Origin of the sequence: Providencia sp. Je.9.19 (assembly GCF_051129765.1) — a bacterium.
Classification (GTDB): Bacteria; Pseudomonadota; Gammaproteobacteria; order Enterobacterales; family Enterobacteriaceae; genus Providencia.
Genome location: NZ_JBCPSS010000012.1, coordinates 1 through 25,566, shown reverse-complemented (window position 1 = coordinate 25,566; position 25,566 = coordinate 1). Strand labels below are relative to the sequence as shown.

Here is a 25,566-nt window from a genome sequence, read left to right as displayed (position 1 = left end):
AGAATTTCTTGGGTGATTAATAATTAATCTATCGCTAACAGCGGACAAGCGGAATATCGGTGAATTTTGTCGTCCAACGCGGGGATAAAAATTGCTGTTTCATCTTCCAGGGCATCGCTTGAGATTGAATACCTTGGCCTGCAAACCAAATTGACCCTTTATTTCGATTAATGTGGTCAATGGTTTGCATCAGTTCACCACTATGGCGAAAACGCGGGCCACTTTCAAATAAGTTAAGTTGAATTTGCCCTGAAGGGGAAAACTCACTGAGCATAATGCCGCTTTTACTGTATTTCATATTGGGTTGCCACAAACGTTCTAATATTGAGACCGCTGCCTGAATAATATCGCGTGTATCTTGAGAAGGATAAACCAATGCCTGAGTTTCATGGCCATGATGATAAGGTTGTTGGGTCGTAAAATAACTGCTCTCAATCCATAAGGTTACCATGCGGCAGTATTGCTTTTCTTCTCGCAGCTTCACCGCGGCGCGTTCAGCAAATGCACACACTGACTGGCGAACCAACTCATAATCCATCACTTTATGTCCATACGAGCGCGAGCAAATAATTTGTTGCTTCGCGGAGGCGATTTCTTCCAGCTGAAGACACGATTCGCCATTCAGTTCTCGCACTGTTCGCTCTAATACCACCGAGTAGAGTTTTCGTGCCTGGGACGTTGGTAATCGACTTAAATCCAAGGCGGTTTCAATTCCACTTTGATTTAAGCGTTTTGCCAGTTTTCGTCCTATTCCCCATACATCACTGACAGGCAATATCGCCATCAGTTTTTTTTGACGACTGGGTGAACTCAAATCAACCACGCCGCCCGTTTTCTTCCATGTCTTTGCCGCATGATTAGCGAGTTTAGCCAAGGTTTTTGTCGATGATATTCCCACACCCACAGGCAAGTGAGCACACTGTAATACATCATTTTTTAATTGATGCCCCAGTTCAGACCAGGAAGATAGGGCGTCCATACCGGTGATATCCGCAAAACACTCGTCAATGCTATACACCTCAATTTGAGGCACTAGATTAGCGACCACAGCCATAAATCGGTTGCTAAAATCGGCATACAGGGGGTAATTTGAAGAAAAAACAGTCACTTGCTTTTCTTTAATGATGTGTTGGATTTCAAAATAAGGTGCCCCCATTTTAATATAGGGTTTAACCGACGCCGAACGTGCAATCACACAGCCGTCGTTATTTGAGAGACAGATAATCGGCTTACCCTTTAAATCAGGGCGAAAGACCGACTCGCAGGCACAGTACATTGAATTCACATCCACTAAGGCGAACATGTTTAGCGACCGCAAGTATGAACGGCGTAGCGAACGACGCCAAAAATTTGGATATCCATCTCATCGGTGATCAACAAGGGTTCAAATGTTGAATTCGCCGGTATCAGTGCATGAACGGGGTGTATTTGAAGGTATTTACAGGTGAATTCACCGTTGTATTCAGCCACGACGATTTCCCCGTGGCGGGCGGTTAAATGACTTTCAACAATCAAGAGATCGCCATCCAGAATACCGGCCTCTTTCATTGAATCGCCTGTCGCCCGTAGAAAATAGGTACTTTCAGGATAGCGGATCAATTCCGCGTCTAATGACAATCGACGTTCAACAAAATCTTGCGCGGGGCTTGGGAAGCCACAGGCAATTTGGCTTTCAAAAATCGGGATTTGCATCGCTCACCAATACTGTATAAAAATACAGTATAAATATACTTTAATTTTTAAAGTTATACAAATAGAAAGAGTTGCAAATTAGGCGCATTTATTTCGCATGCGAAATAAAATCTGTATTTCTTTTATATAAATTTAGTACATCAGAAGTTAGCTTATAATGCTGCTTTGCCCATCGACCAAATATATTATCTTCAATGTACTCACGGTTACTTATATCAACATTATCTCTATAGTAATAGATTAAAATGATACCTTGTTCTTTTAGATAGTTAGCAACATGAGTAATATTTGTTCTTATGTAACCAGTTTCAGATTGAAAAAAATCAAGATCTACACCATCAGTTCCATTATCAATAGCATCAAGTAGATAAGCTACCAACATGGAGGCAATTGAACGACGGCCCGAAGAGGTAATTATTATTTCTAGTTCCGAAAATTTCATTTTCTTTTTTTATTCCTTCTGAAATTTACGTCTTCCTCTATAGCTGCCACAATCCATCCAGCTGCGATATCTTTATTTATTTGTTGAGGTAGATAACTTAAGATTTCAGCTAGATTCGTCTTTTTATACAATCTTTGAAATAAGGAAGCCATTCCGCACCACTCTGCATGGTTACTAGGTTGCCACCCATTTGCTAATAATAGTAGGAGGGCGCTTTGAGCAGCCCAAAGCGGAGTATTTGATGGATTCGTCTTAGACCAATGAATTAATGCTGTACCTGGCATAGGCTTTGATCTTTCAACAAGCTCAAGCTCGATAGCCTTTTGGCATAAGATCCTCGACTTTTCTGTTGCATTACCGGATGTTTTTAGTGACCAGATTTTAATGATTTGGCCACGAAATTCTGTGGCCATAGCTGAAAATGGCGTATCTATCATTGGATTTGAACTAAACCTTTTACTTTTAATTTATCAACGCCGATTGAATCAATCCTATTTTCATATTTCACCCAAACAACACCATCGCCGTCAGGTTTTTTATCCGTAACAATAATGCCTACCTTATTATCAAACTCAACTTGAACGTACCAAGCACCTGTTTGGTTTGAATTAACATTTAAAGTAGACTTTCGGTCTGGATTTATTTTATTTAAAGATTTCGCATGCGAAACTTTATCTTTGCCTACATTTTTTATTTTGCTTAATTCGTCTTTTGCTTCAGAACGAGTTACGCCATCGTTCCTAGCTTTGGTTACAAGTTTTTCAGCAATTTCAGAATTAATTTCATTGATCTGAGTAAGTGTGTACGCTAGGTCTACATCTAAAGTTACTTTGTCTTTAAGTAATGCGATTACACTTTCAGGAGCATTAATTAATTTTAAATGCTTGCTCACAAACGACGTTGGTTTACCAACTGTTTTTGCTATTTCTTCTCCAGTCATAGCATGTATGGTTTTAAGCTCATTGAATGCGATTGCAGTAGCTAAAGGTTTAAGCCCCGATTGTTGTAAGTTCTCAATAAGCTGACCAATGATCCTTAATTTTTCGTTCTTTGGTGGTGAACCAACATAGATATCAATAAAGCTATCGCCATGTTTTTTTGCTGTTCGCCAACGAGTTTCCCCCATCCAAATTCTATAGCCATTCCGATCTTTTGGATAACAACGTGGTGGAGTAAGTATCCCTACTGTATCAAACGTATTTGCCATACCCTCAATTATTGAATCATCAAAATCATCTTCCGGTCGAACTTGAATCTCCGCATAGACTTCATTTATTGGCACTCTAATAATCTGCCCTTCAGCTTCTAATTCAGGACGGGCAATATCAGTCATTATTTGATGAGCAGCTGAATCTCTCACATCTTCATTTGGTGATTTTGTTTCAATGACTTTATTTATAGTTTCTGGTGCCGACCTACTATTTTGTTCACGTAGGCGGTTCATAAATTGTTTTTTGGCCATCGATATTACCCTACCTGTTTCAAAATTCTTTTGGCTAATTCTTCATATTGAATTGCTGGCTTTGACTTAGGCTCATACTCTTTAAATGTCAGTCCCAATTCTATTGCTTCCTTTGAAGTTGCTTGTGCAAAAGATATGTAGGCAAGAATATAATCTTTGGAGTAGCCTTTATCTTCTAGTATCTCTACTAGCATATTGAGATTATGTGTATCAACAGCACCTAAGTAGCCTTCAAAAAGTGGCTTGGAATAATTAGAAACTGTCGCTTGTGTCACATATGTCCCTAAGAATTGCAATGAAGGGTTATAGTTTTTCTTTATTTTTTGCATATATGCTAGTTGTTTAGCTACGGCATTTCGCGATTGTTTTTCTAATAAAGTTGGAATTAATAAATAATCCGCAGCCATATGACTAGCGACCATAACATTGGAATAAGATGGAGCTGAATCAATAAAAATAAAATCGTATTTTTCTTTCAATTCTAAGATACGATCCTTAAAATCAAACATACAATCAGAGTGTCTATAGTTCACCTCATTGAGTTCACTTGTTGTTCCAATAAAATCACGACCATCACTAAGGGTTATTGGTTTAATTTCAGTATTTGGAAAAAACAGTTGGTAAGTATTAGCTTCACCGGGAGTAAACTCATGCTTCAAAGGTTCCCTTTCTATCTCTAGCGGTAATTCGTTAGGAAAAGTACGTTCTGTTAATCCTGTAGTCCAATCCGCATCTATCTCTAAGACTGAATATCCCATTTGTTGCAAGTTGAAAGAGATTTCATTTGTAGATTGAGATTTAACTACACCACCTTTCTGACTACATACTACAATAAGCTTGCCAAGTTTTTTTTCTGTTTTGAGTTCCATATTAGAATCCTTTTTATTTCGCATGCGAAATGTTGAGAAAGGTGTGGTGTGGCAAGAATATACTTATATTTATATTTATATTTATATTTAAATCAATTTTCATATCCACTCCTATGAGTCAGGCGTTTCGCCTAAAAAGACACAACTTCATGTATCTTTGATAGCTATGAATCTAAATTCATATCTTAAGAGGATTATACCATAAATTTATTGCATATCAATATTGATATGCAATAAATTTCGCATGCAAAATTTTTTAAAAAGTTATTTTTGCTTACTCAAAGAATCTTTAGCATCTCATCTGGGTATAACTATATGGTAGGTATAACTTAACACGCGAACTACATGCCATTTGACTTATACTTGTCATTTAAAGGATACGTTATCTATTAAGTCACAATATGAGACCAACTCTAAAATATTTTAATAAACGGGCTAGTCGAATGAGAGCTTTTACATTAACGTTCATTCGACGAAAAGTAGACAGCGTTTCCCTCTCTTTTGCCAACCGCAATAACCAACAAAACAATTTTCTCATCTACCACCTCATAAACTAAGCGGTAACCTAATGATCGTAGTTTTATTTTATAACGATTGTGTTTACCACTCAGTTGAGCTGATGGCACAAATGGATTTTCAAGACGCTCTGCTAATTTTTTTTTAAATTGATTTCTAATCGGGGGAGCCAATTTTTGCCATTCTTTTAACGCACGCTTATCGAATTCAAGTTTATAGGTCATCGATATTCACACTCACCGCATCAAGTGATTGTAATCGTTCATCTGCAACTTTATTGAGTTCAACATCTTCAGCTAATTCCATAAACCATGCGAATAATTCAGGTGGTACACAATAAAACGCAGGTTCGTTCCTATTAAGAATCGCAACAGGATTTCCTTCACCTCCGGCAATCGTTCCCATTGGATTTTTTTTCAAGTCGGTAATGCTCGCTGCCGTATCGCTCAAAATTTGATATGTCATTCTTTTATCTCCTAAGTAATAATTTCAGTCTCATTATAACACCTTTAAACGCACCATTAAAAGCACTTCATTTTCAAACTGAAACTTTGGTCTAAAATGCAGCTCGCCTGCATAGCGGATCGACGTTTTACCCGCGGTAGCGAATAAGCCCAAAGACTACTAATTTTTTTTATCGATAATTAATAGTTCAATATACGTATACCTTTAATATACTAGGGAAATTCTAGTGTAATATGTTTTAAAAATAGATGTATAACTCACCAACGTATAGTGTACCGATGAAAACAATTACACGAATTTATGGATACCTTCGAGCATCGGCGGATGAACAAAATTTTTCCAGCGCAAAAAATGATTTGTTAACGTTTAATGAGTCTTCAACTCGCTTGCTGGTTTGAGGAGTGTGAGTCGGCCGAATAGATGGATCAGGTTAGCCTTATAAATATGGATATTGACGTATCTTATGCGACATAGGAGATTAAACGTTGTTTCTTTAAATCTTCCAAATAGTTATCAATTTATAAGCCGCACAGATGAGTTTACAGAGTGAATGTTTGCTGCCGTTGCGAGAAAAGATGACTAGGATACGCATCGTCGACAAGTACAAGGCGGGTAATGTGCCAAACAAGAAGGCAAGTATAAAGATCGCCTGACCAATAAAATATTGTAGGTCTCCTGACGGAGAAGAAGAATTATAGTTAAATAGAAAATTTGATAGGTTGTTCAAGGCATACGATTTCAAAGATATCAAAATCGATGAAAGTTGCGAAATAAATTATTTACCCATAAACCAGTACTTCTCTGAAAGCCTTGTTATCAAAGGGATACGAGCAAACTTTGGTCTTTTCGATGAAAGGGGCGCTAACGCCCTACATACATAATCAAAACGCTAAAGCGTCATACACGTGTAAAAAAGTAGTGAAATTAATGCTTGCTAAATCAATCATCACGTGACTATTATAGCTCATCGGTTTGGAACACAGACCTTATGAAAGCAGTTTTAGTAAAGCAGTCCTCAGTTCAAGTGCTATCCATAGATACCCTTTCTCATGAGTCTCCTCCTAAGTGCACAATAAGTAACTCTCTGAAAAACAGGCCATGTTCGCCATATTTAATGGCTCAAAATTAAAGAAGGAAGTATCTATGTCTAATAAAATGACTGGTTTAGTAAAATGGTTTGATGCAGGTAAAGGTTTTGGTTTTATTTCTCCTGCTGATGGCAGCAAAGATGTCTTCGTACATTTTTCTGCAATCCAAAGTAACGATTTTAAAACTTTAGATGAAGGGCAAAAAGTAGAATTCACCATTGAAAATGGTGCCAAAGGTCCTTCTGCTGGTAATGTTTTCGCGCTTTAACAACTAATATTTGCTAGAGCTTACGATAGCGATGAGGGCAAATAGCCTGAGCAGTTAAGCCATAGCGATAAAAATCCCGCTCTCATAAAGCGGGATTTTTTATATGAAAAAATAAGAATGAAATTGAAACACTCATATTTTGGTATTTAATTTATACATACAGTTGTCTAAGCGAAAATAATAAGCCAAACAGAGCAAGCCCGATGATAGATGAAACATTAGGCTAACAACGATTTTCCCCCCAATATAATTAAAAAAAGGAAAAACCGTTGTCATGGTTCTTCCTTTTAATCATTAAAATCCAGCTAATTCATTTAAAGTATCAGGTCTTTTTTCTACCATTTTGAGCAGCAAAACAGCTTGTTTATTAGGTTTTGCAAGCCCTTGCTCCCAATTCTGCAATGTCGTAACCCCTGTATGTAAATACTGAGCGAAGACTGCTTGAGATAATTTTAATTTCTCTCGTATCGCTTTTACTTCGGTAGGTGTCATAGACAAAGGTTTCATGTTGATACGATGAGTTTTTAACGTTTTCTTTCCTTCGTTAAACTCACTCCACGCTTCCATTCCTTCTTGGAGCTCAGAAAAAATATCACGTTTAGTCATCATTACTCCTTTTTTTAATCATATCTAACATCTTACTTAATTGCTCTCGCTGCCTTGTTGTTAGATCATCTGCAATGTTTTTACCGTAAATAGTGAATAACAAAAATTGTGATTTTTCCAAATACCAATAATAAATTATTCGGGTACCACCACGTTTTCCTTTATTTCTTTTTGAGTCAGAAAATCGAACTTTCCGTAAACCGCCTGTGTGTTGAATAACATCACCACATAATGGATTTTTTAATAGCATAATTTGAAAGCTTCGAAACTCATCATCTGTTAGATAACTTTCCCTATATCGCTCAAAAGCGGGTAATTCTACAAACAACGCTTTCATACTTGTACCTAGATTTGTAGTTACCATCACTATATCCCCATAATGGGGATAGTCAATATTTATTTTGCACTTTATGCTAATTCACCTATGCCTTTAGGGTATACCTATATGCTATATGTGCGCGTGTTGACAATAGATACACATTGGATTATTGTGCATCCATTGTATATCTATTGTGTGTATGGGAGTTACGATTATGCGTAATGCTGCAATTAATCTTCGGGCTTTACCTGAACAACGAGACTTAATCGATGAGGCTGCTAGTCTTCTTGGCAAGAATCGATCTGATTTTATGCTTGAAGTCGCTTGTGAAAGAGCACAAGCAATATTACTAGATCAAGTTTTTTTTCAATTAGATAATGAAAAGTTTCAGCAATTTAATTTATTACTTGATGCTCCAGTTAATACTAACCCTGGTCTAGATCGTTTAATGTCAATAGAAACACCATGGACGGAAATATAGTGAATCTGCAACTATCAGCTCCTAAACCATTATCATCATCTCATAGACTTGATGATTTTTTTTGTGGTGAATCAGCTTTAGATGATTGGTTAAAGCGTCGGGCTCTATCTAACCATTTGAATGGAGCCAGTCGAACCTTTGTTATTGCTGATTCATATCAACACGTTTGGGGTTATTATGCATTAGCGACTGGAGCAATTTCACATAATGAAGCTACAGGTCGTGTTCGTCGAAACATGCCTGAGCCAATTCCAGTTATTGTACTTGGAAGATTAGCAATTGATTTACGTGCTCAGGGAAGAAAACTTGGTGCTTCTTTATTACAGGATGCTGTTGTTAGAGTTAGAGCTGTTGCTGAAAATACAGGGGTTCGTGCGTTACTCGTTCATGCTTTGAATGATAAAGCAAAACAATTTTATGAATACTATGGTTTTACTGCATCCCCTATCAGCCCTATGACATTGATGCTTAGATTATAATTTAACCTACATTTTATTTATCTTTTATAAGTGGATTCAACGATACCTTATCATTTAGTCAATGCACATAAGTAAAATGATACGTTGCTCGACCAACACTTATACCTTTCATATAGTTATACTTAAATGATATAAACGGGCACTGTTGCAACTTGGGTTTCATAGAGAACGCGGCCTTGTTGCTTCACGATAACAGTGGCGTTAGTTTTTGCAATCCCTGTAATTTCAGGGGCATAGCCCCGTAAATTTGGTGGCATCATACTTAACTCTGATTGAACACTGGCACCAATAAAGCGGAACCCATCAAAGATACTTGAAGTTAAATAGTCTTCACCCAGCACTAATTTTGCTTTTAATGTTGATAAGGCTCGGTAGGCATAGAAACGATTCCAAGTGAAGTCAGTTTGAGTACTGCCTTGAGTACCTGCTGTATGGGCATAACGGCTTTGCCAATCAGCTCTAAATAGCCAAGCACCTAAGTTTACACCAGCCACTCCATTACTATTTAATGAAGATGAATCTGGAGCATCGTTATAGGAATGAGTGGTATTGGCATTAATATTGTAATCAATAAGTAATGCTGAAATACCATTATCCCAACGAGAGGGTGGATCCCAATTTGACGATGTATATTCCATATAAGCTTGAGGAATACTGATATAGAGTGACGAGGTGGCTAAATCATCTCTTATTAATAATCCGGGTAAGCTTTCTTGATTAAGACATTGTCCTTCATGCCACCATGTTAGTTTATTCAATGAATCTGAAGTTAGCCCGAGTTTATTGACCAGTTCTGGTGACAAACATGGTTCACTGCCTTCTGGATCATTCTGGGGGAGTGTAATACGGTACTTTAATTTCAGATATTTGTTCGCTATTAACCTTTAGCGTAAAGTTATAAACACCGGGCATAACATATGCCAGCACGAGAGAACTGGTTTAAGTCAATGTTATTTTTGTCTTCTAAGTCTAAAACATCAGTATTAAATTCAATATGTTCAGTTGCACTGGCAGTCTGTAAAATACCGCTGAGTGTTAGCCCAATAATAATACTCAACCATTTTAGTTGTGGTGTATAAATAGATAGCGAAGACATAAAGAACATCCCTAAAAGCAATTAGTTAATTATTATTTATTAATAGTAATCAAGTTTGAAACGAATCGATGTTTGGTATTGGCCTACACGCAAGAGTGTTCTATCTGAAACAAGCCTTAACTGGTAACCCAAAATATGTTTTCCAGCTTGAATATTTTGTTGGGCAAGTTTTTTTCCTGGCAAAATAGCTATTCCATTTGCATCAGCTAATGAAAGTGCGACACCGCGTGCTGTTCCTGATACAGCAAACCAATTTCCATTTGTGGAACCATCAAAAGATATTTCAAATATTTTCCAAGATTCGCCGGTATAAGAGGTTAATTTGCAACCAATTAAAGTAATAAAAAAAGATTGTTCCTGCCCTTGGCCTTGATTTCGCAATAATGAAATAGGTAAATTACCCATATCAATAGATTGCTCATAAGATCCTGTATCAATGGCACATGCGGTATCCATAATGCTACCTTGCATGGTTAAATACATTAAGTCTTTTGAGTAAATATATTGAGAGTAGGGCACTAATAAAAAAAGTAATAATAGGAATTTAATTCCTTTTTTATTTATTTTTATATTTTAGCCATAACAATTGCACTGCAAGTATTTTTAACTTTCAGTGCAATTGCATATTATAAATATTTATTAGTTATAAGCTAATGTGAAATTAGTTACTGCTTGGAATTTACCTGGAGTTACAGGGATAGCTTTATCGTCAGCATCAAGTAATTCAAGACCAATTAATGATTTTTGGAATTTTAATGTATTATTCCCTTCAACATAATTTTTTTTAGCAGCAGAGTTAACTTTAATTTGAGAACCAGATGCATTCATGATTTTTACAGCAGCACCGGCAGCATTACCTGTGATTTGAAGAAAACCAGTATTTGTTTCAGCTTCAGTTCCTTTAAAAGTTACAGAGACTTGGTTATCACCTTTTAGATTACAACCTTCTGATTTAATTTGGAAAGGTTGAGCTGATGATTCGCCACCATTATCTAAAGTTGTATTAGATACTTGACCCAATTCAACTTCTTGATTTTCTTAACCTGGTGCAATTGAACATGGAGCTTCAATAATTGAACCAGAGAATGTTATGGTGCCGCTACCAGCCTCTACTGCTAAAGCTGATGAACTCATAATACCTGAAACTAAAATTCTTCATGGAGTTAATTTGGGTTGCTATATTTATAGCGACACTAATATGCCAATTAAATTAATTTATTTAATCGGTTGGTTTTATTTTATTAATGGTTGGTTTTAATAAAAGTAAATTGAGTCTAATAAAGATATTTTATTTTTTAAAATTAAAGCATCATTTGAGTCACTATTTCTAATTTCAGTCATTAATAATCTTAATAATTGCTCAAAAGATACATCAAGAACTGTTAATATACTAAATAATGTATCTATACTTAGCCTATTAACACCTATTTCATAACGAGACATTTGTTGCTGTGAAATATTAATCTGTTTGGATAAGTTAAATCCTGAAATACCCTTCTCTTTTCTTAATTTTTTTATCACTACTCCGCAATAAAAAGAAAATAAATTGTTTTGGGTGCTGTCCCCAACCATTTTTATATTCCTATAAATAGTAAAAGTTATATAATGAAATTTCATATATAAAAATAATAATATTTTATTTGTTTTTGCGTTTAATCGCTCAACTGCCGACAATTATAAAGAGTAGAATTTTAAAATCAAATAATCAGAAATGCTAATTAAGAGGATATTCATTGTTCTTACAATATTTACATAAGATAATTAATCCAATGAAAACATGGAGATAATAAAGTTTAAGAATTGTCTCAAAATAGAGACTATTCGAGAATGGATGTATGAAAGTAGTCTTTAAAACTTAATTCACATAATAAACAAAATTTTTAACTTTAATTAATAAATTGTAATACCTTCATTCAAGCTGTAACAAATTCCAGTACTAAAATGACGAATTTAACTCTTATTTTGTGTTTCTTGGTGAGGGCGAATGACCTTTACTGATCACAAAGCATTATAAATCAATAACATAACCCACACTCCTATTTGAAGTTATTTCTATACAAAACAAGTTTAAAATAATGATTTGGTAATTTATATCAATAAATATGCGATGACAAATTCATCTTTATTTTAATTTAAAGGAAAATAAAACGTAACATATAAGAGTATTTGAGAAAAAATAATCTGTATTGAACATCTGAACGGTTGCCCGCCGATCGCGGGAGCTAAGGCTCTGTCAGAGTAGCGCTTTATTCAAACAACTTCAGCTATAATCCCTCAATGCACATACCACGACCCGCAAAACTCCTTTTCCAGATTGATGATGGCTGGGATCAGCTACTCGTTAAAAATGGTCATTCCATACCTCAGTGGACTAAACTCGTCATCGAACGGATGCTCGCTTGCCGGACCAGTGCCATGGACATTCGCCGTTATTGTTGCGCTTCACCTACCTGCTCGCACACAAAGTATTTCTGCCAAAGCTAAAAGTAAAGGATGTAGTGCCTGTGGCATGAAGGCCACGAAACAATGGATTGCCTAGCAACAACACATCCTCCCCTACTGTGAATGGCAACATATTACCTTCACCATACCCGATAAACTCTGGTTAATTTTTGCCAATAATTGGCCACTTCTCAACCAACTTTTCGCTTGCGCCGCCAATACCCTGCTCAAATGGGCCAAAAAACTCCGTATGGAAATCCGCCTGTTTGTCGCCAAGCATACCTATGGGAGTCAACTGAATTCCCATCTACATATTCACTTATCCGTGACTCGCGGGGGACTTTGCCTCAAACACGGCATCTGGCGGCCCATCTTTTTCAAAAAGAAAATCGTTGAGCGTTACTGGCGTCAAACTATCATTGTTCTACTACGGAGAAATTACGCCGCATTTAACTTACTGGCTGCGGGCTATCCACACATCCGTGACTATCGCGAATGGTGCCAATTACTTGAGGCGCAATTCCAGCGCCGCTGGAAAATTCACTTTGCAAAAAAGAATCGAAATCCCCGACAAAACGTCAATTATCTCGGTCGTTACTTAAAGCGCCCACCGATTGCCGTCTCAAAATTACATCATTACACCGTCGGAGCCGTGGTCCATCATTACTTTGACCACCGAACTGGGCGGCATCGTATTCAACGGCTCACTCAGGAAGAGATGCGGTGGCTCTATATCAGCCATATCTCATCCCGCCATTTTAAAATGGTCCGGTATTATGGTTTTCTCGCCAACCGCAAACGCGGGACATTATTACCGAAAATCTATGATGCGCTAGGCATGCAAATAAAAGATAAACCGCAAAAACCGAACTTTGCGTCACTGATGAAGCAATTTACGAATGTGGATCCGTACCAATGTGTGTTGTGTGGGAGCAGAATGGTTTTTAATAGTGCAGAGGCTGGGCTCCGAGCCGCAACGTTATTAGGTATGCGTCGTCAACAATTTTCAACAGAAGGATGGTTACGACAAGCAACATAGGGATGTTCCGCTTAAAATTCAGATGATCGTATAAAAAGAAACCTAAACGATGAAAATACAAACAACCGCTATTCGATAAAACTGATGATCGGTAATCGGCATAGAGGGTGACGGTTAGTATATTAGTGTAAAAGATATATCCAACTTCCTAACCATCAAGTCGTAGAGATGGACGATGTAGATCAAATCTTTGCACATCCAGAACATGCCTGTACCAAATTGCTTTTGTCATCTGTTTATTAGAGCATGCTTATTTTGTCGATCAAAGAATAGATAACCGCGATGCCTTGAATAATGAACAATAAACTTATCATTATTCGAGGTCAATGCGATTTCAATATTGAACAATACCCATTTATCAAAATATTTAAGGTGATTAATGTTCCAGTTTAATCGGTTATAGTTATTTTATAACCTATTTTAAGTATTAATTAATATGCTAATAACTAAATCTAATTATAAGAAACAATAAGTATGTTACTCATTTCATATGAACCCGCAGGTGTACTTTCTGCGATAGAAATGACTTCAGCATCAATAAAAAATGAGGCTGCTTGGCTAGCATTCACTGGAATACTCTCTTTAATACCATTTTTATTTATAGACATTTTAATAACTACACCATTTTTATTAAGACTTTCATCTACTAGCTCTAATGAAACTGTTGTTTTTCGAGAGCATTGAACGTTCATATCAGTTTGGCTACGAGCTCCCAGATAATCCTTTTTAGAAACATTACCAATTTCAATAATATTGTTTCCATTTATTTCACATTCTGTTGGAATCACTGGCTCTTGACTTCCTGGAGCACCAATATCCTCAGAATTAGGTATATTGCTTTGAATACATGTGGATTTACTAATATTATTCGAGGAACAAACGAGCGCCGAATATTGAAAATAACCAGGGGATGATTTACGTATGTAAGAAATCGAACCTTCACCTTTAGGACCAAACATGCCGCCATAACTGTTATATTCTGTAATATTTGCATAAAGCGGAGTGCTACTAACAGGAATTAATAGTTGTGTTCCAGATTCAGATATCCACTGTGGCGTTATATCACTACAACTTTTATTAATTATTATAGGATCTGTTATCATTACAACAGTATTAGTTGTCCAACTATTATTGGAAACAGTTTGGGACATTGATGAATAAACATTAGACAGAATACGTGATTCCCTACGATTCGAATTAGCAATCGACCAAATTCCACGAAAATAACAAACATTACTATTATTGCTACCACCCGGTGTTATTGTATTATTAACAGTTAGTTTAATCATTCCTCCAGGAATAAAATAACCAGCTCCCCAGGTATCCCAAGAGCTAGTGCAAGTATTATTTGTTTTTAAAACACAACCTTGTACAACTTTACCTTTTTCGCCATTTAATACAGGGTAAGCACCGTAATATTCTTTACTCATTCCACTCTCAACAGGAAAATCGTAGTTCCAAAATTGACTCGACGCCCATGCTTGATCTGCATGACTATATAGTGAAAAACATGATAAAAAAATAAAGGCAAATACTTTTATTTTTCTCATTTTTTCCGTAACCATTGATTTATTATTCATAAAATACGCAACTTTTTTATATTATATAAAGTGAAATTATGAGTGCTTAATTATTCATAAACGAGGGTGTAGGTCAGCGTAGCCGAAAAAAAACCCGGTGTTATCGCTTCAATGGATATCCCATCCACTATTTTTAAATATGCCCGTAGTCGAATAGTCATATCACCATTCGTTATCGCAACTACTGGCTCTACTTGTGCATTATTTATCGGTAGCACCACGCCACTTAGAGTTTCTAACCCAACCGCAATGCCACTCGCTTCACTCCCCGCGTCCACGTTTAATAATCCATTGGGTGTCATGGACACCCCACTAAATTTCGCCGATATCGTATTCCCCAGCGACGTATCACAGTCCGTCAAATGAAACAGAAGGTCTTCCTTGCTGTAACGACGTTGCCCGTTAGCTAAATCCTTGGTATTAATATTGTCGCCAAAATCAACCCCAAAATTCTCATAGAGTGGGTCAACAGTGCACGGTAATGTAATCAATGTTCCGCTGTATTGAATATCATTACTATTGGCAGCCAGTGAACCCAATGATAACGTACTGGTCAGCAGCATCACCGCACTTATCAAGTTGATGTTTTTTATTCTGCGATCCTGTTTGCTCATGGGTAATTTATCTCCACACTTGCCGTGGCCGTAAAATCCCCTTCATATAACGTCTCCGATACACTTGGGTCTTTCACTGGCACCGCATATAACGGCAAAGTTGACGTGCCACTGTCTGACATCGTGATTGAAGTCCCCGTATTCGGCGGGATAACTACTCCTTGGTGGTAGAGGCGAATACCCAACCCAGATTGGCTCGCTTGCAACGCTTTGCTATCAAAGGAGTTTGCTGGCATTCCGCGATATTCCAAATACAAGGCCACCGCATTACCCAATCCTGTTCCGCAACTCAGTGTTAATGTAAAATCTTGTTGGTAGTTCACACCGTTGATTTTGGTGATACCGACTTCACCAAATGGCACTTTAATCGGTTGATTCGCGCCATCAGGACCCGCCACATCACACGGCGGGTTTTGAATCAGGTTTCCTGAAAAATTGACGTCCACTGCCTGTGTGGTCAAAGGCAATACTCCACAGAAAGCGAATAGTCCACGGCTGAAAAATGTGCTTATCTTCATCATTGGTACTCCACACTGAGAGTCGCCGATGCCGTAAAAACACCATCACTGACGCCGCCAGTTCCACTACTCACGGGCACCACTGACAATAGCGGCTTGGTGGCATAGTTAAAGTTACGCCATGTCGCTAAATTAAGATTGGTACCATCCGCCAATAAACGCAGTCCCATATTATTTTCTGACGTTTTCAACACATTCGCGGCTTGCCCTGTCATCCTTGGGCCATCAAACTTTAGCTTTAGTGCAGGGTTATCGGCACTGTCTTCACAGTTCAGCGTGTATGGAATATCGGTCTTGGCATAACTCTGACCATCAATGTTTTTGATAATAATATCGCCCATGTCCACACTTATCGGTTGGCCGGAGCCTCCGTTACCATAAATATCGCAGGTTTTCTCCACTACAGTCACTTTGACGGTAAGGGTGTAGGTTGCGGCCAATCCTAATCCTGAAAACATGATTAAATTGCTCAGAAGAAGACCTTTCGCCAATCCTTGAGCGGAGCGCCAATGAAACGTTGTTTGTTTTATATTCATGTGCATCATTCCTTGAGGGTTATTCGTATAGCATTTCAAACGAAATCAAGGCGGAATATGCACCTGGTTCTAACTGTCCGGTTCTTACTGGCGTCACGTAATAGGTCAGTTTGCTTTGCCCCGATGGTAATAGCTGGGGTTGACTTGCCAAACCGAGAGGTAATAAATCGCCATTTTGTGTGGTTAATGCCAACCCCAAACCTTGTGCACCATTCACGCGTGCAAAATCGGGCATAAAAGGCACCGTTGGGGCTAAAAAACGAATTTTTACCGCGGGTTGGCTTGAGCTCCATGCCGTTTGACCTGTTTGCACATTTTCTAAACGCGTCGGGGTTTCTAAACAATCTTCCAGTTCAATTTGGAAGGGGACGGGAAGCCCTTTTCCCATCCGTTGCAATGTGCCCGTATCTAAATTCCCCATCTCTACCGCTTGATAGCTGGACGTCATCGCCAAGTGACAGGGACTTTCAATTAATGAGCCGGACACATACACGACGCCATGTTGACCATCGACATTCCAGTTATCAACAGGACGATAAATATTGCCATTATTGTCCGCCGCGATAGTCGGTAAACTGACGGTACAGCCCAACATCATGGCGATAAAACCCTGTTGGAACCGATTTTTTATTTGCAGTTCAGTCATCTGACACTCCTTACAGTCTGTCAATCTGTGCACCGACGGGCGGGCTCAGGCTTTATTAGCTTTTATTCTCAGGGACAACCTGACAGCTTGTTGCTTGGCAACTGAACGTGAGGGTTGGTCGTCCGCCGTAATCATTGATATACGTCAGCACAGGGCTATTACCCAGTTGTGTTGAACTCACACCTAATTTGTCTTGCCCAAAAGGTGCCACCATCAAGGGGGTAAAATCTTTACCATTCGACGATTTTGCGTTGGCTGTTGCATTAATAATCGTCACATAGTACGGCGTTGGATTTTTCACAATAAACTGGTCGCCTTGCTTTTCTAAGGTGAGTTTTTCTTGCGAAGGTGCGCTGTTTTGCTCAGGGATAATAGCTTTCGGGCGATAAAATAGTTTCACACGGGTCTGCAACGCGATTTGCAAGGTGTTTGGCTTATCACTTTTCGGTGGAATTTCACGCATGTTAAAATAAAACAGCGATTCTCTGTCTTGTGGCAGTGTACTAATCGCAGGCAGGGCCTCTATTTTTAACTGGCTCGATTTACCCGGCTCCAAGCGTTGTACTGGTGGCAGGACAACCAGTGGTGATTGAATTTTTTGGCCTTCAACATTTTCTAACCAACCTTGTGCAAGATAAGGTAGCTGTTTGTTATTGTTGGTGATATTCAATGAAATTGATTTTTGGCCGCCATTAAAAATGACCCGTGTTCTGTCCATTGATACTGCGGCTTGCGCTGCATTGCCGAGTAGTGTCAGGCCAATGATGCTCGCCAATGCCTGATAAGAGGTTTTTAATCTCATGGTTTGTCACCTTGTTGAGTGGCCATAACCGGCCACATAGTATTCATGTTATGTTCACGCTACCAAGATAGAGCGCGGACTTTATTGTTATTTGTGCGTAATTAGCGCGCGACGATTTCTGTGGGTGCCGACAATGTGGTCGGCATGCACGGGAGTAATAAGGATTCTTGTAATATGTCTAAGCTATCCGGGAATCTCACTTCGCAGGCTTTATCTTCACCCCATGAGACCGTCATGATGTTTTGTGGATTTATCCCACTGATATAAGCACTGCCAGCGTCGCCAACAATTCCGGTACTTTGTCCTTTGCTATTTTGCACTTGAGCCCCAAAAGGCGGGTAACTACCATCGGGTAATCGCAGTACCGTCATGGCTTTTTGTCCTGACACCACAGCAAAATGACGATAGCCCACCGCACCTTCGGTTAAGGTCGCTTGCACCACCGACTGTTGTGCATCGATATCATCGGGTAGGGCATTCAAATCAATCTGCGCTTTACTACGGTAGTAACTGTTAACGTCGCCAACGACAGCTTTACCAAATCGATTCGAAGTAATCGGCGCACCAAAACCTTTGATCGGAACACCGGCTACGCCGTCCGTATCAACCAACAAACGCGTACCACCTTGAGTATTAATCCGATGAATACCCGCTCCTTCTGCCGTTAAGGTCATTCCGCCGCTAGCGGATAGCCCAAATGCGCTGTATTGGTTATGCATATAACTGGCATTGGCCGTTAAACGCGCACTATCTGCTTGATGGGTAATAAAGGCACTGCCTGTACTGCCATTTCTACTGCTACCAGCGCTTAACTGGTAGGTAGTTCGCTCATCAATGCGGTCATAGTAAGTCACTCGATTTGAAGTGTCGTAACGGCTGCTATTTAACGAATACCCCATGTTGGCACCATTACTCAACGGGACCGAGGTCGATAGATAGATACTGTCATCCTTCACGCCGTTATAGATACTGCGGTTCGCCGACAGGTTAATGCTGACGTTTTTCAGCGGACCAATGTCCATGTATTTCGACAGCATGACACTGTAATAGTCATTATCCGGCTGATCCCAATAGGTCTGATGGTTATAATTGAGGTATAACGACATGCCGAGATCACTGAAATTCTTATTCAGTGAGACTGTGTAGAGCTCTTTACTACCGCCGTAACGTTCGCCCGCGTTCAATGCGCTGAGGAAATCTGACATCGACATAAAGTCACGTTCGGAGAAACGATATCCTGCAAATTGGATGGTGCTATCAATCGCTTCAAACCGCTTCGAGTAGTTGATACGGTAAGAGCCACCACTGAGTTGCCCCATGCCCGGTAAACGTGCGAAAGATTGGGTAATATCAAATGACAATGCACCAAAAGCCAGTAAATCACGACCGACACCCAGTGATACCGCATTATAGTTTTGACTGTTTAAGCTGCCACCAAACAATGACCACCCATTGTTCACCCCCCACGAAAATTCACCAGTGACAAAACTGTCCCCTTCGCTGTGGCGTTGATAGTTGGTCGGTTGCCCTAACGCCAATTTGTACTGAACTTGGCCTGGACGGGTTAAATACGGCAGGCTTGCGGTATCCACTTGAAATTCTTGAGTTGAACCATCTTGCTCTTTAACCGTCACGTCGAGCTTACCGCTCACGGCATCACTCAAGTCTTGGATCCGAAATGGGCCCGGTGCGACTTGGGTTTCATATAACACACGACCTTGTTGGCTTACCGTCACGGTCGCGTTCGTTTTTGCAATTCCGGTAACTTCTGGCGCATAACCACGAAGATTAGGAGGCAACATATTCAGGTCTGAACGGATACTGGCGCCGATAAAGCGGAATGAGTCGAACATATTCGACACCAAATAGTCCTCACCCAGAACTAATTTAGCCGCAAGGCTTGGTAAGGCTCGATAAACATAAAAACGGTTCCAATCAAAGTCTTTATTGACGGCATCACTTGATCCCGTTGAATGATTTAATCGTCCTTGCCAATCGGCTCGAAAACGCCACGCGCCCAAGTTAACACCGGCAACACCATTACCGTTTAAAGCATAGCTATCATGTCCGCCGTTATAGGAATTATTGGCACTACCGTTGACGTTATAATCGAGCATTAACGCAGTAATACCGTCATCCCAGCGAGATGGCGGATCCCAGTTCGGTGCGGTGTATTCAAGGTAGGCTTGCGGAATACTGACGTATAAGGACGAAGTGGCTAAATCTCCACGTACCTGCATACCGGGAATACTATTGAGAGTAAGGCACTGCTCATCATGCCACCATGTTGCCTCTTTAAGTGTCGATGGAGTAAGCCCCAATTGTGAAACAACCTCGGGCGATAAACAGGCATCACTGCCATTGGGATCATCAACGGGGACATAAAACGGCACCGAAACCTCAGGTAGCTGCTCATCATTGATTTTTAACGTCAATGAATAGAAACCCGGCATGATGTAACCCGCACGAGAGAATTGTCCTAGGTCAATGTTATTTTTATCTTCTAAATCCAATACTTCGGTATTAAATTCAATTACTTCAGCCGCCCAAACTGGCACTGAAAGACCGTAAAGGGAAAGGGCAATCGCAAGGCTTAGCCCGCGAGGGCGAAAAAAAATCGGTCGTAATAAAGACATAAATAACATCCCTAAAAATGTCGCTCAGGAAAAAGGTATCAAGTATTGTTATTAGTAATAATCCAGCTTAAAACGCAGCGCAGTCTGGTATTGTCCAGGGCGTAATGGGCGGTCATCCGATACCAACCTTAATCCGTAATACAAAACTGAATTTCCTGGCACAATGGCTTGTTTTGGCGTCGACTTCCCGGGATAAATAGGTTTTCCGTCAGCATCTTGCAATAATAATGCAACACCACGCGCTTCCCCCGACACGGTGAACCAATCACCGGAAGCGGGACCGTCAAACGTGACTGAAAAAGCCTGCCAATCAGCACCATCGTACGGAGTTAACGTGCAGCCAATTAATGCAATAGAAAAGGGTTGAACAGGACCGTGTCCTTGCTGGCGTATCGCGCCGACGGGTAATATTCCCATATCAACTGATTGCTCATAGGAGCCTGTATCGATGGCACACGCCGAGTCCACAATGCTGCCATTCATGCTGACTTTTCCCCATAAAGGGGGTAACTCTGCGTGTACGCTCGATACCGCCAAAAGTTGGCTAGCCAGTAACAGTGTGCTCACTGAGATTGCCTTCATAACCGTGTTCTCCCTTTCACCATTAATCCCCTGAAGCAAGATTGCTTCAGGGGTTAATTCTAGACTTAGTTATAAGCGAGGGTGAAGTTAGTTACTGCTTGGAAGCTACCCGGAACGACAGTTGCACCGTCCAGACCTTGTAATGCAGCTTGGAATTTCAGGGTGTTATCACCTGCAACGTAGTTTTGGGTGTTAGCGCTGTTCACTTTGATTTGAGCGCCTGAAGCGTTCATTAATTTAACTGCAGCACCCGATGCATCTCCGGTGATTTGCAGGAATCCTGTATCGATTGCACCATTAACGGCTTCGGTACCGTTAAAGGTCACAGTCACTTGGTTATCACCTTCCAAGTTGCAACCTTCTAACTGGATAGTGAATGGCTGTGCAGAAGAAGCACCACCTGCGGCTAACGTCACATTAGAAACTTGACCTAATTCCACTTCTTGGTTTTCTTCACCTGGTGCAATCGAGCAAGGTGCTTCAATGATAGAACCTGTGAATGTTACGGTACCGCTACCCGCATCAACAGCTAAAGCAGATGCACTCATTGCGCCAGAAATTAAGGTTGCTAAAATAACTTTTTTCATATTTACCTCTAAAAAGGAAACTCAATTAAATAATAGGAACGAGCCATTTATTTATATAAAATGACACGATGTAAATAATGCTTGATAAAAAACACCATTATTTTCAATAATGAAAATAAATAAAAACCCCTCATTAACACAATGAGTTTTTTTTCATTTCACTAGTTGGGAAAGAATAAATACATTCAAAAATTAAAAATAATTAATTCAATTAAAATAATTACTCTAATTAATAAATAAGTATTTATCATGAGACATATTCATAGCAGGATAAAATAGTGAATGATACTCTGCGTATATTTTTGGTGATTCATTTTTGATTATTAAAGAGACTTTTATAAAAAAGTCATCCAAAGAAGTATCTAGCTGATATAATAAATACACTAACATATCGACATCAACTCGACACACACCACGTTCGTAACGAGAAACTTGCTGTTGTGAAACACCTAATTTTTCGGCTAGCTCTTTTCCGGTCAATCCGCGAAGTTTTCGTATTAAATAAATTTGACGACCTACTGCATAACTGAAATGTTGCTTTACCTCTAATATAGAATTGTCAGTATTGGAATGTCGCATGATGACCCGCCATTTTAGATAATAGAAAACACAACTAAATGAATCAATTTGTTGCATTACTTACCAATAAGCCATTTAATGTGTTAAAAAGTGTAAATATTAGATTATTACTCTTATTTATTAGTCTAATTAAGCTTAATTTGAAATTTTACACCATTGCATGTCAATCATCCATTACTGATTGGTTTCCTAGGTAATTGTTTTTTTTAAATTTCCCAACATAAAAGTCACAATTAATATGTGTAAATTACTCGCAAATTGTTGTCATTACTGAGATTGCGTCGTTTGATTTTATTTTATTAACCATTAAACTTATCGACATCATCAACAATGCAACAAATTGATTCAAACTGTTGCGTTATAAATAAAATAATACCAATTTATCAAGATGTTAAGATTAGTGGTTTTTATGTAACTCAGTTACAACTTATGATGATCACGCCTCGTAATAATGTTAAAATATTCGTATTATGATTTGGTTTTAAAAATATCAAAGATACATTAACAAAAATAGTTTATTAAAAATAATTAGATCTAATAACTTTATTTATGAAGGATGGAAACATCCCAGGATGAAAAATACTCGATCCGTCACTTTATCACGATGTAAAAAAACATAGATTTTAACTTTACTTATAATGGCCAATAACATCATTACACTATAGATTTATATTTATATCAGTCGTTATAATAATCAGATTTCGCTTAACGATAGTCGCAATGACTAATTAAAACCAAACTAAATAATCATAAAATGATAATCAAAAAAAAAGAAAGTAGGGAATTCAAAAGCAAAAAAATGAACTAATTAAATTTTTTCTTAAATTAAGATAGATGAGTAATTTAAAATTTCAGGAAAATATAGCAGGCTAATTATGAACTTCTTCTTTAGAGCATCATTTATTGAATCTCTAATCATCTTCTTGTTGTTAAGCTCTTTGACTTTTTTAATCGGATTATACTCATTAAAATTCTTCTGTGGAGCTTCAAGAAAAGATGAGCATGATATTATTTTAGCACCCTTTGCAAATACAATTGCAACCGTATGGGCTTTTTCAGGCACTGTTGCAAAGTTTAAGTAGCCGGTATGCTAAATTAACTATTTCATTACTGAGGCCCGTTTGGTGAATGCATTTAAAGGTCGTCATTTCACAGGTATTATCATCCTTTGGGCTGTGCGTTGGTACTGCAAATACGGTATCAGTTACCGAGAACTTCAGGAAATGTTGGCTGAGCGCGGTGTAAATGTAGATCACACGACAATCTATCGCTGGGTTCAACGTTATGCACCAGAAATAGAAAAGCGGTTACGTTGGTATTGGTGTAATCCCTCCGACCTCAACAATTGGCATTTAGACGAAACTTATATCAAAGTGAATGGAAAATGGACGTACCTTTACCGCGCTGTCGATAGTCGGGGGCACACCATTGAATTTTATCTCTCGCCGCGTCGTAATACCAAGGCGGCTTATCGATTTTTAAGAAAAATATTCAATCGCGTTAAAAAATGGCAAATCCCCAGGGTTATCAATACAGATAAAGCCGCACCTTATGGCCGAGCACTTAACCTTCTCAAAAAAGAAGGAAAATGCCCTACACATGTAGAACATCGACAAATCAAATTTCACAATAATGTCATTGAATGCGATCATGGAAAATTGAAGCGCGTGATTAATCCCACCTTAGGGTTTAAATCAATTAAAACAGCACATGCGACCATTAAAGGAATTGAGGTGATGCGTGCGCTTCGCAAAGGTCAAGCTGAACATTTTTACTATGGTCAACCGTTAGGAGAAGTGCGCCTCGTGAATAGAGTATTCGGACTCTAATCCACTTTGAGCGGAAAAGCTCAACTTCACGATTCTATTTGCAACAGTGCCTACATAAAAGAAAATTCAAACATCCGTATTCTTAGAGTGTTACATACATCAAGACAAATAACCTCGACATTTTAATTGTTAAGGAGTTTACACCAGAACCACTGAAATCCCCTTTTTGTATAAAAAATAGGCTTGGCGTAGGATATTTTCCGTTTTCCAAGCGGACCCCTTTAGTAACAGCTTTGATTGTCACAAAAACGACCTATTGAGTGACAATCATTAAAACAACGTTTTAATATGGAATATTGTCCTATTAGTTTATTCTGTATTTTTATCATCAAGACAAGCGTTTATATACATTGTAACATTACCATATTGGTTATTAATCTAATGAAATTAACTATGAGTGTGATGACGTAAAATGAAACAGCGAAAATTTCTAACCCGTAATGAAATTGATAGATTGCTTGAGGCAACAAAACAAGGGCGTTACCCTGAACGAGATTATTGCTTACTACTAATGGGGTTTTTACATGGTTTTCGTGTCAGCGAATTGGGGAGTTTAGGGGTAAGTGATATTGATTTAGTTCAAAGCGTTGTTTATGTACGACGCCTTAAAGGTGGGTTATCAACAATTCAACCGCTACATTCAGACGAAACAGTAGCCATTCAAGCTTGGTTAGAAGAACGTAAACATTTTAAAGCTACAGATAATAATTGGTTATTTCTTTCTCAAAAACATCGGCCATTATCACGCTCTCGAATTTATCGCTTAATTCAAAAATATGGTCAATTAGCAAACTTGGAGATTAAGGTTCATCCTCATATGTTGCGACATGGGTGTGGATATGCTTTAGCGGATTTAGGACGTGACACTCGTTTGATCCAAGACTATTTAGGACATCGTAATATTTCACACACAGTAATTTATACCGCAAGTAATCAAAAGCGATTTAATGATATTTGGAAAGAACGCTAAATAAGAGGGAATTAGGTAGTAAATTTGTGTGGCTTTAACCAACATAAATATTTATAAGGCATTAAAGACTGATTATATTGATTTTTAAGTATTTAATGGTTAGGATGTTGGATATATTTTTCTCAAATATCCTGACCGTCCCTTCTCTATGCTGATTACCGATCATTAGTTTCATCGAATGGTTTTTGTTTGTATTTTCATCGTCTAGACTGCTTCTTAGACAATTACCTGAGTTTTAAGGGCACTGTTGCAAATAGAATCGTGAAGTTGAGCTTTTCCGCTCAAAAGTGGATTAGAGTCCGAATACTCTATTCACGAGGCGCACTTCTCCTAACGGTTGGCCATAGTAAAAATGTTCAGCTTGACCTTTGCGAAGCGCACGCATCACCTCAATTCCTTTAATGGTCGCATGTGCTGTTTTAA

The 25,566-nt window shown here is 38.6% G+C and carries 29 protein-coding genes and 3 pseudogenes; 6 read left to right on the top strand and 26 right to left on the bottom strand.

Features of this window, described 5'->3' with window-relative positions; translation table 11 throughout:
- Window positions 1–34: 34 nt before the first annotated feature.
- From umuC to AAZR93_RS20890, 8 genes are all read right to left on the bottom strand, one after another.
- Entirely contained in the window at window positions 35–1,303 is a 1,269-nt protein-coding gene (gene umuC / locus AAZR93_RS20925; protein ID WP_434720973.1) for a translesion error-prone DNA polymerase V subunit UmuC, read from the bottom strand.
- 2 nt (window positions 1,304–1,305) lie between these two features.
- Window positions 1,306–1,692, bottom strand: coding sequence for a translesion error-prone DNA polymerase V autoproteolytic subunit (gene umuD / locus AAZR93_RS20920; protein WP_434720972.1), 387 nt, complete (start codon window positions 1,690–1,692; stop codon window positions 1,306–1,308).
- Window positions 1,693–1,780: 88 nt separating this feature from the next.
- Window positions 1,781–2,134 carry a hypothetical protein gene (locus AAZR93_RS20915; protein ID WP_434720971.1) on the bottom strand — a complete coding sequence of 118 codons (354 nt, stop codon included), beginning with the start codon at window positions 2,132–2,134 and terminating at the stop codon, window positions 1,781–1,783.
- Window positions 2,131–2,571, bottom strand: a complete 441-nt coding sequence (locus AAZR93_RS20910) for a hypothetical protein (protein ID WP_434720970.1) — start codon at window positions 2,569–2,571, stop codon at window positions 2,131–2,133. Before AAZR93_RS20910 ends, AAZR93_RS20915 begins: the two co-directional genes overlap by 4 nt.
- Window positions 2,568–3,596: a ParB/RepB/Spo0J family partition protein gene (locus AAZR93_RS20905; RefSeq protein WP_434720969.1), complete on the bottom strand. Its 1,029-nt coding sequence runs from the start codon at window positions 3,594–3,596 to the stop codon at window positions 2,568–2,570. Before AAZR93_RS20905 ends, AAZR93_RS20910 begins: the two co-directional genes overlap by 4 nt.
- Before the next feature lie 5 nt (window positions 3,597–3,601).
- A complete protein-coding gene (locus tag AAZR93_RS20900) occupies window positions 3,602–4,465 on the bottom strand; it encodes a ParA family protein (protein WP_434720968.1) in 864 nt (287 codons plus the stop codon).
- 458 nt (window positions 4,466–4,923) lie between these two features.
- Window positions 4,924–5,205 (bottom strand): type II toxin-antitoxin system RelE family toxin, encoded by a 282-nt coding sequence (locus AAZR93_RS20895; RefSeq protein WP_166687466.1) that lies wholly within the window; start codon window positions 5,203–5,205, stop codon window positions 4,924–4,926.
- Window positions 5,195–5,446 (bottom strand): type II toxin-antitoxin system Phd/YefM family antitoxin, encoded by a 252-nt coding sequence (locus AAZR93_RS20890; RefSeq protein WP_222961158.1) that lies wholly within the window; start codon window positions 5,444–5,446, stop codon window positions 5,195–5,197. Before AAZR93_RS20890 ends, AAZR93_RS20895 begins: the two co-directional genes overlap by 11 nt.
- A 1,143-nt stretch (window positions 5,447–6,589) precedes the next feature.
- Between AAZR93_RS20890 and cspE the strand changes: the two genes are divergently transcribed.
- Complete coding sequence (gene cspE, locus AAZR93_RS20885; RefSeq protein WP_264634113.1) at window positions 6,590–6,802, top strand: transcription antiterminator/RNA stability regulator CspE; 213 nt, start codon at window positions 6,590–6,592, stop codon at window positions 6,800–6,802.
- Window positions 6,803–7,096: 294 nt separating this feature from the next.
- On the opposite strand, the gene AAZR93_RS20880 is transcribed toward cspE, so the two are convergent.
- Both AAZR93_RS20880 and AAZR93_RS20875 read right to left on the bottom strand, forming a co-directional pair.
- The gene (locus tag AAZR93_RS20880; protein WP_115168368.1) at window positions 7,097–7,408 is read right to left on the bottom strand and encodes a helix-turn-helix domain-containing protein; all 312 of its coding nucleotides are present in this window, start codon (window positions 7,406–7,408) and stop codon (window positions 7,097–7,099) included.
- On the bottom strand, window positions 7,401–7,745 hold the full coding sequence (locus AAZR93_RS20875; protein ID WP_434720979.1) for a toxin: 345 nt from the start codon (window positions 7,743–7,745) through the stop codon (window positions 7,401–7,403). The genes AAZR93_RS20880 and AAZR93_RS20875 overlap by 8 nt, the downstream gene beginning before the upstream one ends.
- A gap of 196 nt (window positions 7,746–7,941) precedes the next feature.
- Here AAZR93_RS20875 and AAZR93_RS20870 point away from each other — a divergent pair, with 196 nt between their 5' ends.
- Window positions 7,942–8,208, top strand: a complete 267-nt coding sequence (locus tag AAZR93_RS20870; protein ID WP_434720967.1) for a DUF1778 domain-containing protein — start codon at window positions 7,942–7,944, stop codon at window positions 8,206–8,208.
- Window positions 8,208–8,687, top strand: a complete 480-nt coding sequence (locus AAZR93_RS20865) for a GNAT family N-acetyltransferase (protein ID WP_434720966.1) — start codon at window positions 8,208–8,210, stop codon at window positions 8,685–8,687. The genes AAZR93_RS20870 and AAZR93_RS20865 overlap by 1 nt, the downstream gene beginning before the upstream one ends.
- Window positions 8,688–8,809: 122 nt before the next feature.
- Here AAZR93_RS20865 and AAZR93_RS20860 read toward each other — a convergent pair whose 3' ends face one another.
- The 5 genes and pseudogenes from AAZR93_RS20860 to AAZR93_RS20840 all read right to left on the bottom strand — a co-directional run bounded on the left by AAZR93_RS20860 (window position 8,810) and on the right by AAZR93_RS20840 (window position 11,355).
- Window positions 8,810–9,532 (bottom strand): fimbria/pilus outer membrane usher protein, encoded by a 723-nt coding sequence (locus AAZR93_RS20860; protein ID WP_434720978.1) that lies wholly within the window; start codon window positions 9,530–9,532, stop codon window positions 8,810–8,812.
- A 50-nt stretch (window positions 9,533–9,582) separates the two neighbouring features.
- Window positions 9,583–9,783 carry a hypothetical protein gene (locus AAZR93_RS20855; RefSeq protein ID WP_434720965.1) on the bottom strand — a complete coding sequence of 67 codons (201 nt, stop codon included), beginning with the start codon at window positions 9,781–9,783 and terminating at the stop codon, window positions 9,583–9,585.
- A gap of 39 nt (window positions 9,784–9,822) precedes the next feature.
- Window positions 9,823–10,302, bottom strand: a complete 480-nt coding sequence (locus AAZR93_RS20850; protein ID WP_434720964.1) for a fimbrial protein — start codon at window positions 10,300–10,302, stop codon at window positions 9,823–9,825.
- Window positions 10,303–10,422: 120 nt separating this feature from the next.
- A pseudogene (locus AAZR93_RS20845) lies at window positions 10,423–10,917 on the bottom strand (fimbrial protein).
- A gap of 120 nt (window positions 10,918–11,037) precedes the next feature.
- The gene (locus tag AAZR93_RS20840) at window positions 11,038–11,355 is read right to left on the bottom strand and encodes a helix-turn-helix domain-containing protein (protein ID WP_434720963.1); all 318 of its coding nucleotides are present in this window, start codon (window positions 11,353–11,355) and stop codon (window positions 11,038–11,040) included.
- 705 nt (window positions 11,356–12,060) lie between these two features.
- On the opposite strand from AAZR93_RS20840, the pseudogene AAZR93_RS20835 reads away from it, so the two are divergent.
- Window positions 12,061–13,264, top strand: a pseudogene (locus AAZR93_RS20835) (IS91 family transposase).
- Window positions 13,265–13,716: 452 nt separating this feature from the next.
- On the opposite strand, the gene AAZR93_RS20830 reads toward AAZR93_RS20835, so the two are convergent.
- The 10 genes from AAZR93_RS20830 to AAZR93_RS20785 form a co-directional block, all read right to left on the bottom strand.
- Window positions 13,717–14,844, bottom strand: a complete 1,128-nt coding sequence (locus AAZR93_RS20830; protein WP_434720962.1) for a hypothetical protein — start codon at window positions 14,842–14,844, stop codon at window positions 13,717–13,719.
- Window positions 14,845–14,894: 50 nt separating this feature from the next.
- Window positions 14,895–15,458, bottom strand: coding sequence for a fimbrial protein (locus AAZR93_RS20825; RefSeq protein WP_434720961.1), 564 nt, complete (start codon window positions 15,456–15,458; stop codon window positions 14,895–14,897).
- Window positions 15,455–15,979, bottom strand: coding sequence for a fimbrial protein (locus AAZR93_RS20820; RefSeq protein WP_434720960.1), 525 nt, complete (start codon window positions 15,977–15,979; stop codon window positions 15,455–15,457). The genes AAZR93_RS20825 and AAZR93_RS20820 overlap by 4 nt, the downstream gene beginning before the upstream one ends.
- Entirely contained in the window at window positions 15,976–16,512 is a 537-nt protein-coding gene (locus tag AAZR93_RS20815) for a fimbrial protein (RefSeq protein WP_434720959.1), read from the bottom strand. The genes AAZR93_RS20820 and AAZR93_RS20815 overlap by 4 nt, the downstream gene beginning before the upstream one ends.
- A gap of 19 nt (window positions 16,513–16,531) precedes the next feature.
- Window positions 16,532–17,158 (bottom strand): fimbrial protein, encoded by a 627-nt coding sequence (locus AAZR93_RS20810; RefSeq protein ID WP_434720958.1) that lies wholly within the window; start codon window positions 17,156–17,158, stop codon window positions 16,532–16,534.
- 55 nt (window positions 17,159–17,213) lie between these two features.
- Window positions 17,214–17,960: a fimbria/pilus periplasmic chaperone gene (locus AAZR93_RS20805; protein ID WP_434720957.1), complete on the bottom strand. Its 747-nt coding sequence runs from the start codon at window positions 17,958–17,960 to the stop codon at window positions 17,214–17,216.
- A gap of 101 nt (window positions 17,961–18,061) precedes the next feature.
- Window positions 18,062–20,596 carry an outer membrane usher protein gene (locus AAZR93_RS20800; RefSeq protein ID WP_434720956.1) on the bottom strand — a complete coding sequence of 845 codons (2,535 nt, stop codon included), beginning with the start codon at window positions 20,594–20,596 and terminating at the stop codon, window positions 18,062–18,064.
- A 51-nt stretch (window positions 20,597–20,647) separates the two neighbouring features.
- Complete coding sequence (locus tag AAZR93_RS20795; protein WP_434720955.1) at window positions 20,648–21,178, bottom strand: fimbrial protein; 531 nt, start codon at window positions 21,176–21,178, stop codon at window positions 20,648–20,650.
- Window positions 21,179–21,243: 65 nt separating this feature from the next.
- On the bottom strand, window positions 21,244–21,765 hold the full coding sequence (locus AAZR93_RS20790) for a fimbrial protein (protein WP_434720954.1): 522 nt from the start codon (window positions 21,763–21,765) through the stop codon (window positions 21,244–21,246).
- A gap of 225 nt (window positions 21,766–21,990) precedes the next feature.
- On the bottom strand, window positions 21,991–22,344 hold the full coding sequence (locus tag AAZR93_RS20785; protein WP_434720953.1) for a helix-turn-helix domain-containing protein: 354 nt from the start codon (window positions 22,342–22,344) through the stop codon (window positions 21,991–21,993).
- A gap of 1,124 nt (window positions 22,345–23,468) precedes the next feature.
- On the opposite strand from AAZR93_RS20785, the gene AAZR93_RS20780 reads away from it, so the two are divergent.
- Both AAZR93_RS20780 and AAZR93_RS20775 read left to right on the top strand, forming a co-directional pair.
- The gene (locus tag AAZR93_RS20780) at window positions 23,469–24,173 is read left to right on the top strand and encodes an IS6 family transposase (protein ID WP_434720952.1); all 705 of its coding nucleotides are present in this window, start codon (window positions 23,469–23,471) and stop codon (window positions 24,171–24,173) included.
- Between the two features lie 412 nt (window positions 24,174–24,585).
- Window positions 24,586–25,143 carry a tyrosine-type DNA invertase gene (locus AAZR93_RS20775; RefSeq protein WP_434720951.1) on the top strand — a complete coding sequence of 186 codons (558 nt, stop codon included), beginning with the start codon at window positions 24,586–24,588 and terminating at the stop codon, window positions 25,141–25,143.
- 292 nt (window positions 25,144–25,435) lie between these two features.
- On the opposite strand, the pseudogene AAZR93_RS20770 reads toward AAZR93_RS20775, so the two are convergent.
- Window positions 25,436–25,566, bottom strand: a pseudogene (locus tag AAZR93_RS20770) (IS6 family transposase); the annotation flags it as partial.